At 74.4% G+C, this 13,091-nt stretch carries 11 protein-coding genes; 5 read left to right on the top strand and 6 right to left on the bottom strand.

Features of this window, described 5'->3' with window-relative positions:
• Position 1: 1 nt before the first annotated feature.
• The 4 genes from AB0J71_RS20235 to AB0J71_RS20220 form a co-directional block, all read right to left on the bottom strand.
• Complete coding sequence (locus AB0J71_RS20235) at positions 2 to 1,768, bottom strand: SpoIIE family protein phosphatase (RefSeq protein ID WP_364415417.1); 1,767 nt, start codon at positions 1,766 to 1,768, stop codon at positions 2 to 4.
• Between the two features lie 99 nt (positions 1,769 to 1,867).
• Entirely contained in the window at positions 1,868 to 2,962 is a 1,095-nt protein-coding gene (locus AB0J71_RS20230) for a winged helix DNA-binding domain-containing protein (RefSeq protein ID WP_364415415.1), read from the bottom strand.
• A gap of 260 nt (positions 2,963 to 3,222) precedes the next feature.
• Complete coding sequence (locus AB0J71_RS20225; RefSeq protein ID WP_352326002.1) at positions 3,223 to 4,128, bottom strand: RNA polymerase sigma-70 factor; 906 nt, start codon at positions 4,126 to 4,128, stop codon at positions 3,223 to 3,225.
• A gap of 170 nt (positions 4,129 to 4,298) precedes the next feature.
• Positions 4,299 to 5,042 carry an SDR family NAD(P)-dependent oxidoreductase gene (locus tag AB0J71_RS20220; protein ID WP_364415413.1) on the bottom strand — a complete coding sequence of 248 codons (744 nt, stop codon included), beginning with the start codon at positions 5,040 to 5,042 and terminating at the stop codon, positions 4,299 to 4,301.
• 700 nt (positions 5,043 to 5,742) lie between these two features.
• Between AB0J71_RS20220 and AB0J71_RS20215 the strand changes: the two genes are divergently transcribed.
• On the top strand, positions 5,743 to 6,978 hold the full coding sequence (locus tag AB0J71_RS20215) for a hypothetical protein (RefSeq protein ID WP_364415411.1): 1,236 nt from the start codon (positions 5,743 to 5,745) through the stop codon (positions 6,976 to 6,978).
• Between the two features lie 44 nt (positions 6,979 to 7,022).
• Here AB0J71_RS20215 and AB0J71_RS20210 read toward each other — a convergent pair whose 3' ends face one another.
• Entirely contained in the window at positions 7,023 to 8,168 is a 1,146-nt protein-coding gene (locus tag AB0J71_RS20210) for an epoxide hydrolase family protein (protein WP_352326007.1), read from the bottom strand.
• A 52-nt stretch (positions 8,169 to 8,220) separates the two neighbouring features.
• Between AB0J71_RS20210 and AB0J71_RS20205 the strand changes: the two genes are divergently transcribed.
• Complete coding sequence (locus AB0J71_RS20205; protein ID WP_352326008.1) at positions 8,221 to 9,186, top strand: WYL domain-containing protein; 966 nt, start codon at positions 8,221 to 8,223, stop codon at positions 9,184 to 9,186.
• Between the two features lie 184 nt (positions 9,187 to 9,370).
• On the opposite strand, the gene AB0J71_RS20200 is transcribed toward AB0J71_RS20205, so the two are convergent.
• Positions 9,371 to 10,186 (bottom strand): prolyl oligopeptidase family serine peptidase, encoded by an 816-nt coding sequence (locus tag AB0J71_RS20200; protein WP_364415409.1) that lies wholly within the window; start codon positions 10,184 to 10,186, stop codon positions 9,371 to 9,373.
• 139 nt (positions 10,187 to 10,325) lie between these two features.
• Between AB0J71_RS20200 and trpB the strand changes: the two genes are divergently transcribed.
• The 3 genes from trpB to AB0J71_RS20185 are packed head-to-tail and all read left to right on the top strand — an operon-like array spanning position 10,326 to position 13,087.
• The gene (gene trpB, locus AB0J71_RS20195) at positions 10,326 to 11,528 is read left to right on the top strand and encodes a tryptophan synthase subunit beta (protein WP_364415407.1); all 1,203 of its coding nucleotides are present in this window, start codon (positions 10,326 to 10,328) and stop codon (positions 11,526 to 11,528) included.
• On the top strand, positions 11,525 to 12,322 hold the full coding sequence (trpA, locus tag AB0J71_RS20190) for a tryptophan synthase subunit alpha (protein WP_364415404.1): 798 nt from the start codon (positions 11,525 to 11,527) through the stop codon (positions 12,320 to 12,322). Before trpB ends, trpA begins: the two co-directional genes overlap by 4 nt.
• A 9-nt stretch (positions 12,323 to 12,331) precedes the next feature.
• Positions 12,332 to 13,087: a GntR family transcriptional regulator gene (locus AB0J71_RS20185; protein WP_352326013.1), complete on the top strand. Its 756-nt coding sequence runs from the start codon at positions 12,332 to 12,334 to the stop codon at positions 13,085 to 13,087.
• The last annotated feature ends 4 nt before the right edge of the window (positions 13,088 to 13,091 follow it).

The following is a 13,091-nucleotide window of genomic DNA, read 5'->3' as shown; positions in this document are numbered from 1 at the left end:
CTCAGATCGCGGGCAGGCCCCGATCGCCGTCCAGCACGCCGCCGCGCAGGTCGTCCGGGGCCGTGACGCGCGGCGGCACGCGCAGCGTCAGCATGGCGACGTCGTCGTCGTTGTCCTCGGGCCGGACCCGCTCCAGCAGCATGTCGCCGAGCGCGTTCAGCGGCCGGTGGGTGTGGGAGGCGGCGTACCGGCTCAGGCGGGCCAGGCCCTCGTCCAGGGAATGCCCGGGGGACTCGATCAGCCCGTCGGTGTAGAGCACGAGGGTGGACCCCGGCGGCAGCTCCACGACGGCGTCGGCGCGCACACCGCGGATGCCGGTGCCCAGCAGCAGGCCCTGGCCCTCCTCCAGGAAGCGGGTGCGGCCGTCGCGCTCGACCAGCAGCGGCGGCGGATGGCCCGCGTTGCTCCAGCACAGCACCCAGCGGCCGTCGTCGGTGTGCTCCAGCCGGGCCAGGACGACGGTGGCCATGGTGGCCTGCGCCATGCGCACCACCGCGCGGTCGAGCCGGTCGAGGATGGCGCTGGGCCGGTCCTGCTCGGCGCCGGCGTAGGCGCGCAGCATGTTGCAGACCTGGGCCATCCCGGCGGCGGCCTCCAGGTCGTGGCCGACCACGTCGCCGATCACCAGGGCGGTGGCGCCGTCGGGCATGGTGAAGGCGTCGTACCAGTCGCCGCCGACCTGCGAGGCGCGGGGGGCGGGCACGTAGAGGGCGCTCATCTCCAGGCCGGGCACCGACGGCAGGCGCGGCAGCAGATGGCGCTGCATGGTCTCGGCGACCCGGCGCTGCCGCTCGTACAGGCGGGCGTTGTCCAGGGCGAGGCCGGCGCGCCGGGCGATGTCCTCCACCAGCAGCAGGTCGGCGGTGGTGAACGCGCCGGACCGCTCGGCGCGGCCGAGCGTCAGCGCCCCGACCACCTCGCGCACGCCGCGGATGGGCGCGATGCCCGCAGAGTGCATGCCGGTCCTGCGGAACAGCTCCTGCTGGAAGACCGCGATGCCGGAGTCGGGCGCGCCCTGGTAGGTCTCCGGCCCGGCCAGCGTCGCAGTGACCCCGCGCAAGGCCCGCGACAGCGGCATCGGCGACTCCTCGGGGACCGCGGGCATCGGCCCCTCCAGGTCCTCGTGGTGCACCAGGACGCCGTCCTCGTGGTGGACGACGGCGGCGCGGTTCACGCCGCCGTGCTCGGTGAGCAGGTCCACCACCACCCAGTCCGCGAGCAGCGGCACCACCAGGCGGACGAGCTGGCGCAACGTCTCGTCCACGTCGAGGCTGGAGGTGAGCGTCGTGGTGGTCTCGGCCAGCAGGGCCAGCCGGTCGAGCTCGGACATCGACGTCCCGTGCTCGGGCTCCGGGACCTGCGCGCCGGGCTCGTCGGCGTCGTGGAAGAGCACCAGCGCCCCGGTCCTGCCGTCGGCCAGCAGGCAGGGCGTGACCAGCCAGGAGGCCGGCAGCAGGGAGCCGTCGCCGCGGGCCAGCCATTCCCGCTCGCCCTGGGAGGTGCCGCCGGTGATGAGCGGGCGTCGCATCGCGCACCGGCTGCGCGGCAGCGTCTCGCCGCGCGGGCCGCGGTGGAGCAGGTCGTGGGCGTCGGCGCCGAGCAGGTCGGCGGCGGGACGGCGGAGCAGCGCCTCGGTGCGCGGGGCGACCTCGACGATCCGGCCCCGGTCGTCCACGACGTACGCGCCCGCGTGGGTCAGGTCGCTCAGCCCGCGGGGACGTCCGTTCTGCGGCCGGTGCGGCCCGGCGTCGTGCTCGGGCACGTTCATGATGTCGGCTCCTCTCCTGCCCACCTCCTACCCGCCGTCCTGTTCGTCACCAGGGACGCCCGCGGTCCTGACAGTATGGCCGAGCTTATGGGGATCTACTCAGTACCCGAGAATCCGGGTGCGGTCGCCGGCACCGTCGGAGAGGAACGACGCCAGGGCGCCTCCTTCCTCGGCGACGGCGGCCCGCTCGGCCGGGGAGAGGCCGCGCAGCGGCGTGACCAGCACGGTGTCGTCCTCGACGGTCCAGGTGGCCGAGACCCGGCCGTCCACCAGGACCATCCGGGCGCCGGCGACCGACAGGCCGCGGTGTTCGCGGTCGATGATCCGGCCGCGGTCGTCGTAGCCGAGGACCGCGTTGTCGAAGGCCGGCAGGAACCGTACGGGGGCGGGCGTGCCGGGGTCGGGGCGCGGCGCGCGGGGCAGGTCCAGCAGCTCGCGGCCGCGCTCGTCCCGGAAGGCGACCAGTTCCTCGCGGACCGCCGCCACGGCCCTGGGCAGGCCCGCCAGGCCGGACCAGGCGCGCAGGTCGGCCGTGGCGGCGGGGCCGTACGCCGCCAGGTAACGCCGTACGAGGGCCTGCCCCACGGGGTCGCAGCCGTCGGCGGACGGCGGGTCCACCTCCCGCCCCAGCCAGGACGACAGCGGCAGGTTGCGCACGCCCGCCCGCGTCCGCCACAACCCGCGCGGCGGGAGCTGCGCCATCGGGACCAGCGCTGCGACCAGCATCTCGCCCAGCGCCCGCGGCCCCGGACCAGGCCAGCGACCGGCCACCGCCCGCGCGAGCTGCGACATCGAGCGCGGCTCGCCGTCGGCCAGCACCGCCCGTCCGGCCGCCGCGAGCTCGTCGAGGTCCACCCCGGCCAGCTCACGCCGGTAGACGCCGAGCACCCGCTGGCGCAACATCGCGTCGTGCCGGGCCCGCCAGGCCAGGACGTCGGCGGCGGTGACCAGGTGGACGGTGCGCCGCATCAGGTGGGTGCGCACCACGTCCCGGCCGGTCAGCAGGCCCGACAGTGTGGCGGGGTCGAAGGCGCGCAGCCGTGACCAGAGCCCGGTGAAGGGCTCCTGCGGCTCCTGCGCCTGCAGGCCGCACAGGTGCGCGACGGCGTCGAGGACCGGCAGGCCGGCGCGGTCCAGCAGCAACTGGCGGGCGAGCGTGGCGCGGTTGAGCGCCCGGGTGCTCAGAACGGTCATCTCCTCTTCCCGTGTCTCAGGATGCTCCTTTTCGTGCGGTGCCCATGCTGGCGGAGGAAGCGGTCAGGTTGTGGCCTCTTCTTACGCCATCATGAGAAACAAGCAGAAGACCTCGGCACGCCTGCTCTCGCTGCCCCAGATGCGCCGCGACCGGCCGGGGGCGCAGGTTCGACGACGGCATCGAGGTCGTCGGCCCCGCCGGGCTCAAGGACGCCTTCGCCCAGCCGGCCCGCCGCTGCACCGCCGCCGCCTGGCCCGGCTCACTTCTTCGGGAGGCGGGCGACGTCGGAGACCGGGCCCAGATGGGCGAGCTTGTCCGGGTTGACCACCGAGTGGATGGCCTGGATCACGCCGTCGGCGACGTCCAGCTCGACCACGCCCGCCACGCGTCCCTCGGCGTCGTACATGACCGCGCCGGGGCGGCCGTTGACCCAGGCCGTCCGTACCGTGACGCCGAGCGCGCGGACCCGGCGCAGCCCCGCGACCAGCATCTTGACGACCCGGGGCGCCCCGGCCGCCGGTCTGGCCATCGCCTGCGCCTTGCCGCCGCCGTCCCCGTGCAGGACGACGTCGGGCGCGAGCATGCCGAGCAGCGCGTCGAGGTCGCCGCCGTCGGCCGCGTCGAAGAACCTGCGGGCCAGTTCCTCGCCCGTCGCCCGCCGCGCCTGGGTCGGCACGGTGTCGCGGGACTGCCGCCCGGCGGCGACGCGCTGCCTGGCGCGGGTGAGGATCTGCCGGCAGTTCACCTCGGTCCTGCCGGTGATCCGCGCGACGTCCTGGTAGCCGTACCCGAACACCTCGCGCAGCATGAGCACCGCCCGCTCCACCGGCGACAGGGACTCCAGCAGCACGAGGAACGCCATCGACAACGAGTCGGCCAGCTCGGCGTGCTCGGCCGGACCCGGCTCGCCGGTGTGCGCCACGACCGGCTCGGGCAACCATTCGCCCACGTACGTCTCCCGTCGCACCCGCGCCGAGCGCAGGTGGTCGATGCCCAGCCGCGTCACCGCGGTCGTCAGGTACGCCTTCGGCTCACTGATCACGGTCCCCGCGTTGCGCGCCCTGGTCAGGCCGAGGAACGCGTCCTGCACGATGTCCTCGGCGTCGCCCACGGAACCGGTCATCCCGTAGGCGATGGAGAACAGCAGCGGCCGGTAACCGGTCACGTCCGGCTCCTCCGCCCGGGGCAGGGGGTCGGTCCCGTCGGCTCCTGTCCCGCGGCTCATCTGCTCGGCCTTTCCGTCCTGGGGTTCTTCTTGCGTACGACGCCCAGCAGGGTAGCCGTGCGGCTGGACCTCGTCGTGACCAGGCGGGCGGGTCCGGTGGTGCACGGAGGTCACCACGCGATCGGGCCGAGGCGGTCGACGAAGACGCCGGTGGGGCCGTCGGGGCCCAGGGTCGCGAGCCGGACGATCGAGTCCGTGCCCTCGGTGACCGTCAGCAGGCCGGTGTGACGGTTCATGTCGGTGGCGGCGAACTTGTGGTTGGCGGTCTCGCCGGGGGTGGCGACGTTGAACTTGATGTGCGGGAGCGCATGGGCGTACCGGACGGTGATCATGTTCAGGGCCGCCTTGGAGGAGCTGTAGGCCAGCTCGTGCATCTTCGAGATGGGCTGGTCCGGATCGGTGACGACGGCGAAGGAGCCGCCGCCGCTGGACACCATCACCACCCGCGGGTTCTCGGCGGCCTGGAGCAGGGGCAGGAAGGCGTGGGTGACCCGGACGGGGCCGTAGACGTTGGTGTCGTAGACGGCGTGGATCTCGCCGGCCGTGGCGTCCGCGGGCGGGACGGCGTTTCCCGGCGCGCCGGCGTTGTTGACCAGCACGTCCAGGTGGTCGGTGTGCTCGCGGACGAGCCGCGCGGCCTCGTTCACCGACGCGTCGGAGGTCACGTCCAAGGGGATCATGATCACGTCGATGCCGTCCTCGGCCAGCCGGGCGGCGGCGGCCTGCCCGCGGCCCTCGTCGCGGGAACCGAGGAAGATCGTCCAGCCGAGTGTGCCGAGGCGGCGGGCGGCTTCGAGGCCGAGGCCCTTGTTGGCTCCGGTGATCAGTGCGGTGGTGCGTTCCGTGTTCGTCATGCGCTCTAAGACGGAACCCCCTTCGCGCGTGTGACAGGTTGTGATCGACGTCACAACAGGCTGGTCCAAGGCCGGGGAAACGAACGCCGCCATGACCTCGGAGGCGTGACCGTGCCTTGTTCGTGCCGGGACGAACGCCGGCGGTGGCTGCTCGCTGGCCATCGAACTACTCGCCGTCAAGGAGTGGCACGGCGCCGTGCGGCGTGAGGCCGGTGGGCGCCGTGCGGGCCGGTGGACACCGCCCGGTTGTCCCTTCTTGCGGCGGCGTTGCGGTGCGGCGTGGCGCTGGGCCTGACGCGGGCGGGTGCGCGGGTCACACGAGCTGGTCATCGTCCTGTGGCTGACGGCGCGAGAACGCGGAGCTGATCCTCGTGCCCGGCACGGCGGCGGACGCGCAGGCACGGTGGGGGACAGGAACGAACTGTCGGTGCGGCCCGGCATTCTGGCGAGCGGCGGAGACGTGGAGGATGCGACACGCCGGAGACGCTGCGTGTCCGTCTGGCGGGCCGGATGCGGCGCGGCCGCGGTGGGCGCACGATGGGGACGCCCGGTCGATCACGCGGGTAGGGCGCTGACCTGCGGCGACGAGGTCCCGTCCCTCTCGTTGTCGCCGCGATGGCGACTTCGTCCCGACCTCCCATGCTCATGGTCAATTTCTGGATTTGAATTTCCAGAAATTGGAAAATGTTAGGGTGTCGCCGTGACTGCGGAGGTCGGCGTGGTGACGCCTTGCAAGCATTGTGGAGCTCCCATCGAGCAGCGGCCGGGGCGCGGGCGGCCGAAGTCGTACTGTCCGGAGAAGGGGTGCCAGGCGGCGGCCAAGCGGGAGCGCGAGCTGCGGCGGGCCACCCCCGGGCTGGAAGGCGCGCTGGCCAGGGCCGAGCAGCTGTACGACCGGATGGAGACCGGGCTGCTCGCGGCCATCGAGCCGCTGGCCAAGGCCCTGTCCGACGAGCTGAGCCCGGCCGGGGTCGAGGCCAAGCTGAGCGCCGTCCAGGCCGAGGCGCACACGCGCGTGGCGATCGCCCGCACCGAACGTGAGCAGGCCTTCGAGCAGGTACGCCTGGCCCGTGAGGCCACCGAGCACGCGCGCCGGCAGACGGCCGAGATGCGAGCCCGGCTGGAGGAGGCCGAGAACGAGCGCGAGACGGCGCTGCAGGACGCCGAACGCGCCCGCGAGCAGGCCCTGGCCGCGTTGCGCGAGGCGGCCAGCACCGAACGGCAGGCGTTGCAGACCGCCGAGAGGGCGGTCCGGCGGGCCGAGCAGGCCGAACGGCGGGTGAAGGAGGCCTCGCGCCAGGCGGAGCTGACCGAGCAGACCCGGGATCAGGTCGTCCAGGAGCTGGCCGAGCAGGCGGAGGCGGCCGAGGAACGGGCCGAGGAGGCGCGGGCGCAGGCCGTACAGGCCGGGCTGGAGGCGGACCGGGCGCGGGAGGAGCGAGACCGCGCCCGGGAGGAGGCGGCGGCGGCCGGGCGGGCGCGCGAGCTGGCCGAGCGGGCGGTGATCGCAGCCACGGCCAGGGAGGAGGCGGCCGCGCAGGAGCGGGAGCGAGCCGTTGAGCGGGCAGAACGCGCCGAACGCGCGGCCGCCGAGGCCGAACGGGACCGGGCGGTCGCGCAACGGGAGGCCGCCCAGGCCGCGGCCGAGGCGGGCGACCTGGCCCGGAGGCTGGCGTCGGCCGAGGAAGAGGCCGCCGCGGCGCTGGCCAAGGAGCGCAGACAACACGCCCGTGAGAAGGCGCGGGCCGCGGCTGCGGCCGGTGAACGCGACCAGCTGCTGGGGGAGTTGCGGCTGGAGCGCATGCGTCTGGCCGACGTACGGGCCGAACTGGACGCGGCCCGCGCCGAGGCCGCGCTGCTACGGGAACGAGCGGTCGCCGCCGAACTCGCACAACGAGCCCCCGCCCCCGAACCACGGGCGACACGGACCGACTGACCACGGACCGACTGACCACGGGCGACACGGCGCGGGCCGAGGAGTCAGCGCAGGGGGCGGAAGAAGGTCCTGACGTCCTCGACGAGCAGGTCGGGGGCCTCCATGGCGGCGAAGTGGCCGCCGCGGTCGAACTCCGACCAGTGCACGACGTTGTGCTCGCGCTCGGCGATCCGGCGCACCCCGGCGTCCCCGGGGAAGACGGCGACGCCGTGCGGCAGCCCGGAGTACTCGGCCACCGCGCCCCAGCCCTTCTGCCCCTCCTTGTAGAGGCGGGCGGAGGAGGCGGCGGTCCCGGTGAACCAGTAGACGCTCACGTCGGTGAGCAACTGGTCGAGGTCCACCGCGTCCTCGGGCAGTTCGCGGGCGGGGTCGGTCCACTCCTTGAACTTCTCCACGATCCAGGCCAGCTGCCCGGCGGGGGAGTCGTGCAGCCCGAACGCGAGGGTCTGCGGCCGGGTCGCCTGGATGATCGCGTAACCGGCCCGGTCCTGGTCCTGGTACTGGCCGAGGCGGGCGAGCTCGTCCGGGGCGAGCTCGCGGAGCTCGGCCGGGTCGCCGCTGGGGAACCCGAGCGCGCCGTTGACGTGCACGCCCACGACGTTCCTGGGCGCGGCGCGGCCGAGCATCGGCGAGATCACCGAGCCGCTGTCGCCGCCCTGCGCGCCGTACCGGTCGTAGCCGAGGCGGTCCATCAGCTCGGCCCACGCCCGTGCGACGCGCTCCAGGTCCCAGCCGGGCTCGGTGGTGGGGCCGGAGAAGCCGAAGCCGGGGATCGAGGGGGCGACGACGTGGAAGGCGTCGGCCGGGTCGCCGCCGTGGGCGGCCGGGTCGGTGAGCGGGCCGATGACGTTCATGAACTCGGCGACCGAGCCCGGCCAGCCGTGTGTGACGATCAGCGGCAGCGCGCCGGGCTCGGGGGAGCGGACGTGCAGGAAGTGCACGTTCTGCCCGTCGATGGGGGTGGTGAACTGCTCGAAGGCGTTGAGCCGCCGCTCGGCGGCCCGCCAGTCGAACGAGGTGCGCCAGTACTCGGCCAGCTTCTTCGCGTAGCCCACCGGGACGCCGTAGGACCAGCCGACGCCGGGCAGCTCGTCCGGCCAGCGGGTCGCCGCCAGCCGGGCGCGCAGGTCGTCCAGCTGGGCCTGCGGAATGTCGATGCGGAACGGGCGGATGCGCGGGTCGTCGTTCATGTCCATGACTGTAGGAAGGGGCTAGGACAGCTTCAGTCCTAGGATGGGCGGCATGCTGGAGACGTCGGCGCGGTTGTTGCGTCTGTTGTCGTTGTTGCAGACGCCCAGGGAGTGGTCGGGCGCAGAGCTGGCCGAACGGCTCGGCGTCTCGCCCCGCACGGTCCGCCGCGACGTCGACCGGCTGCGTGACCTGGGCTACGTCGTGGACGCCACCCCGGGCACGGCCGGATACCGGCTCGGCGCCGGGGTCGGGGTACCGCCGCTGCTGCTCGACGACGAGGAGGCGGTCGCGGTCGCCATCGGGCTCGGCACGGCGGCGGTCTCCGGCGTGACCGGCATCCAGGAGACCTCGGTGCGGGCGCTGGCCAAGCTCGAACAGGTGCTGCCGGCCCGGCTCCGGCACCGCGTCGGCGACCTGCGTTCGGTGACGGTACCGCTGGCGGGGGCGGCGGAGGCGGTGGACCCGGCCGCGCTCACGGCGATCGCCGCGGCGGTCCGCCGGCGGGAGAGCCTGCGGTTCGACTACCGCTCCCACGACGGCGTCGCGGATCGCCGTGCCGCGGAGCCGTACCGGCTGGTCAACTCGGGTCGCCGCTGGTACCTGGTGGCCTGGGACACCGGCCGGGCGGACTGGCGCACGTTCCGCGTCGACCGGCTGCGGCTGCACAGCCCGAACGGCCCGCGTTTCACGCCCAGGGAGCCGCCCGCCGCCGACCTCGTGCGCTACGTCTCCGAGCGGATCTCGGTCGATCCCTACCGTTACCAGGGGCGGTTCACGGTGCGGGCGCCGGCGGACGTCGTCGCCGCCCGGATGCCGCCGACCATGGCGGTGGTCGAGCCGGTCGGCGACGGCTCCTGCGTCCTGTCAGCCGGGTCGCACTCGCTGGACGAGCTGGCGATGTGGGTCGCGCAGCTCGGCGTGCCGTTCGAGGTGCACGAGCCGCCCGAGCTGGTCCGGCACGTCCGCGCCCTCGCCGCCCGTCTCCTCGACGCCGCCCCCGCCGCCGATCCGGCGTAAGGCCCCGATCCGGAGTAAGCGCCGATCCGGAGTAAGCGCCGATCCGGAGTAAGCGCCGATCCGGCGTGAAGCGCCGGATCCGGCGTAAAGCCGCCATCCGGGGTGAAGCGCCGCACCGGCTCGACCGCGGCTACGGCGGCCCGTCGGACTGACTGTCGGGCGGCCCGTCGGGCTGGCTGTCGGGCTAGCTGTCGGACCGGTCGTCGGGCTGGGCGAGCCAGGCCACGCACCGGCGCGTCAGCTCAGGGTCCCGGGCCGCGTCCAGGTGGCCCGCTCCGGGGTGCACGGTCACCCTGATCCGGCCGGCGTGCCGCGGGTAGACGTGCTCGATCGTCTCGCGGAAGCGCAGCGCGCCCTGGGGCGGCACGTGGCTGTCGTCGGCACCGCACTCGAGGGCGATGGCCGGTCCGTGGGCGTAGGCGCCGATGTTGGTGAGCGGGTTCAGCCGGTCGAACCACCACTGGGCATGGCGGCCCGCGTGTCCCTGCGGCAGGAGGCGGGCCGGGTCGTCCAGCGCGCACATGCCCGGACGGGTCCAGTCGGCGGTGGCCGCGACGGCCGCCGCTCTGCGTACCCGGTGGTCCAGCCCGGCCAGCGCCACCGCGCAGTCGCCGCCCATCGACACCCCGCCCGCGACCGCGCCGGGTCCCGCGCCGAGCTCCGCGGCCGCCCAGTCCAGGACTCGGACGCATTCCACCGTCGTACGGCCCAGCAGCGGCCACATCTCCTGGCGGAAGTCGCCCAGGACGCGCTCGGCCAGCTGCTCAGGGCTCTCGCCGCCGCGCCGGCCGTGCCGCCACGGGTCGAGGCTGACGGCGACCATGCCCTGCCCGGCCAGCTCGCGCATGGCGGGCAGGCAGGCTCGCGTGTCGCCGCCCAGGTGCGGGAGCCACAACGCCACGGTGGCTCCGCCCGCGCCGGCCGGCGGCTCGATCCAGGCCACGGGAACGTCGTCCACCCACGCGTGACGCACGTCCTGGCTCTGCTGCTCAGTGCTCATCACGGTCTCCTCGGCTCGAACGTGCCAGATTCCCCGTTCGGCGCGACGTAGTCGGGCCGGGGGTGGCGCGGCGGGGCGTCGCCATGCCACACTCACTGTTATAGAACTCTTGTAAGAGTTATAGAACGAGGTGAGCAGGATGCGAGAAGCGACGCCACTGCGCGAGCCCGCGCCGGCGGCCGGGCTGATGGGCGAGCCGGGAGCCCGCGGCCGGTTCGGCGGGTACGGCGGCCGGTACGCGCCGGAGTCCCTGGTGGAGGCGTGCCGCGAGGTGGACGAGGCGTTCCGGCAGGCGTGGGCGGACCCGGGCTTCCGCGGCGAGCTGACCGAACTGCTCGCGCTGCACGCCGGACGGCCGACCCCGCTGACCCCGGCCCGCCGGCTGTCACAGGAGCTGGGCGTGCGCCTCCTCCTCAAACGCGAGGACCTCACCCACACCGGCTCCCACAAGATCAACAACGTGCTGGGCCAGGCGCTGCTCGCCAGGCGGATGGGACGGCGCAGGCTGATCGCCGAGACGGGAGCGGGCCAGCACGGCGTGGCCACCGCGACCGCCGCCGCGCTGCTCGGGCTGGAGGCGACCGTCTTCATGGGCGAGCGCGACATCGAGCGGCAGAGCCTGAACGTCTTCCGCATGCGCATGCTCGGCGCCGAGGTCGTCCCGGTCACCACGGGCAGCCGCACCCTCAAGGACGCCACCAGCCAGGCCATGCGGCACTGGGTCGGCGTCACCGGCGACACCCACTACTGCGTCGGCTCGGTCGTCGGGCCGGACCCCTACCCGTGGATGGTCAGGGAGTTCCAGCGGGTCATCGGCGACGAGGCGCGTGCCCAGTTCGCGGCCGGCCAGCCGACCGGCGTGCCGGACCATGTCGTCGCGTGCGTCGGCGGCGGCTCCAACGCGGCCGGCACGTTCGCCGGCTTCGCCGGCACCACGGCGCGCTTCGTCGGCGTCGAGGCGGAGGGCGGCGCCGGGGCGGCCCGCGGCAGGCTCGGCGTCCTGCACGGCTGCCGCTCGCTGTTCCTCCAGGACGACGACGGCCAGATCGTCGAGGCCCACTCCGTCGCCGCCGGGCTGGACTACCCGGGCGTCGGCCCCGAGCACGCCCACCTGCGCGAACTGGGCCGGGCCCGGTACGTCACGGTGACCGACGAGGAGGCCGTGGCCGCGGCGTTGCGACTGGCGCGCGCCGAGGGCATCGTCCCGGCGCTCGAATCGGCGCACGCCCTGGCCTGGGTGATCCGCGCGGCCGGCGGCGAGCTGCCCGCCGGATCGACCGTCCTGATGACGCTGTCGGGCCGGGGCGACAAGGACGTCTCCGCCCTGAAGGAGCTGCTGTGACCGACATCCTGACCCCCGGCGCGGTCGAGCGCCACCTGCGGGCCCGCCGGGACAGCGGCCGTGCCCTGCTCATGCCGTACGTCACCGGCGGCATCACGCCCGGCTGGACGCGCTACCTGCGGGCGTTCGCCGCGGCCGGCGCGGACGCCGTCGAGGTCGGCCTGCCCTTCTCCGACCCCACGCTGGACGGCGTCACCGTCCAGCAGGCCAGCCAGGCGGCGCTGGCCAGGGGGGCGAGCACCCGCCGGATCCTCGCCGACCTGGCCGACGTGCGGGACGTGGGCGTGCCGCTGATCGCCAGCACCTACTACAACCTCGTGCTGCACGACGGGCCCGAGGCGTTCTGCGCGGCGCTCCGGCGGGCCGGCGTCGACGGCCTGATCGTGCCCGACCTGCCGGTGCACGAGGCGGACGAGCTGGCGGACGTGGCCGCCGCCGCCGGGATCGACCTGGTCCTGCTGGCCTCGCCGGCGACGCCGGAGCCGAGGCTGGCCGAGATCGCGCGCCGCAGCCGCGGATTCGTCTACGCAGTGTCGCTGATGGGCACCACCGGCGAGCGGGCCACGCTGGCGGAATCGGCGGCGGAGCTCACCGCGCGGCTCAGACGCAGCACCGATCGGCCGATCTTGCTAGGATTTGGCATTTCCACGCCTGACCAGGCGCGGGAGGCCGGCCGGCACGCCGACGGAGTGGTGGTCGGCGCCGCGGTCATGCGGCGGGTGCTCGACGGCGCCGGGCCGGACGACCTGCGGGCCTTCGTCGCGACCCTGCGAAAGGCCCTCGACCAGGAGTGACGCACCACGATGACCCCCGACGCCGGGCACGAGGCGAGATACCGCGCCATCGCCGCCGACCTCGCCGCGAAGATCCGGTCGGGCCATTACGCCCCCGGCGAGGCGCTGCCTCCGCAACGGGAGCTGAGCGCCTCCTACGGGGTCACCCTCATGACGCTGCGCCAGGCGTTGCGTGAGCTCAGCGACGAGCACCTGATCGTGCAGCGGCCCGGCAAGGGCACGTACGTGGCTCCGCCGCACCTGGCCTACCAGCTCGGCTCGCTCCGCAGCCTGGCCGACGACCTGCGCGAACAGGGTCACGACGTGCGGACCGTGGTGGCCGGACGGGCGATGCGCCGGGCCCCCGAGCGGATCGCCGCGGAGCTGCGGCTGCGTCCCGGCGACACGGCCCTGCGGCTGGAGCGGGTGCGCGAGTTCGCCGGGCGGCCGGCCGTCCATCAGGTGTCCTGGGTGCGCAGGCCGGTGGCCGACCAGATCCGCGACCGCGACTTCGCCGCCGTCTCCCTCTACGCGGCGCTCGCCGACGCGGGGGTGGCGGTCGCCCGCGCCTCGGAGGTGGTCGGGCCCGGCCTGCTCGACGCCGCCGCCGCGCGCCGCCTGCACGAGCCCGAGGGCAGCGCCGTGCTGGTCAGCACCCGGATCACCTACACGCCCGACGGCGTTCCTGTGGTGTCCGACCACGCCACCATCCTGGGCACCATGATGGAGATCCGCACCGAACGGGCGGCCACCGGCCTCTCGCTCGCCTGGCGGGCCACCAGCTAGGGCC

It is taken from the genome of Nonomuraea sp. NPDC049637 (assembly GCF_040675235.1).
Classification (GTDB): domain Bacteria; phylum Actinomycetota; class Actinomycetes; order Streptosporangiales; family Streptosporangiaceae; genus Nonomuraea.
This window is presented reverse-complemented; position numbering and strand designations above follow the sequence as displayed.

Coding starts and splice junctions, on each gene's coding strand:
- AB0J71_RS20235 (WP_364415417.1), bottom strand. CDS start 1,768: ATGAACGTGCCCGAGCACGACGCCGGGCCGCACCGGCCGCAGAACGGA.
- AB0J71_RS20230 (WP_364415415.1), bottom strand. CDS start 2,962: ATGACCGTTCTGAGCACCCGGGCGCTCAACCGCGCCACGCTCGCCCGC.
- AB0J71_RS20220 (WP_364415413.1), bottom strand. CDS start 5,042: ATGACGAACACGGAACGCACCACCGCACTGATCACCGGAGCCAACAAG.
- AB0J71_RS20210 (WP_352326007.1), bottom strand. CDS start 8,168: ATGAACGACGACCCGCGCATCCGCCCGTTCCGCATCGACATTCCGCAG.
- AB0J71_RS20205 (WP_352326008.1), top strand. CDS start 8,221: ATGCTGGAGACGTCGGCGCGGTTGTTGCGTCTGTTGTCGTTGTTGCAG.
- AB0J71_RS20200 (WP_364415409.1), bottom strand. CDS start 10,186: ATGAGCACTGAGCAGCAGAGCCAGGACGTGCGTCACGCGTGGGTGGAC.
- trpB (WP_364415407.1), top strand. CDS start 10,326: ATGCGAGAAGCGACGCCACTGCGCGAGCCCGCGCCGGCGGCCGGGCTG.
- AB0J71_RS20185 (WP_352326013.1), top strand. CDS start 12,332: ATGACCCCCGACGCCGGGCACGAGGCGAGATACCGCGCCATCGCCGCC.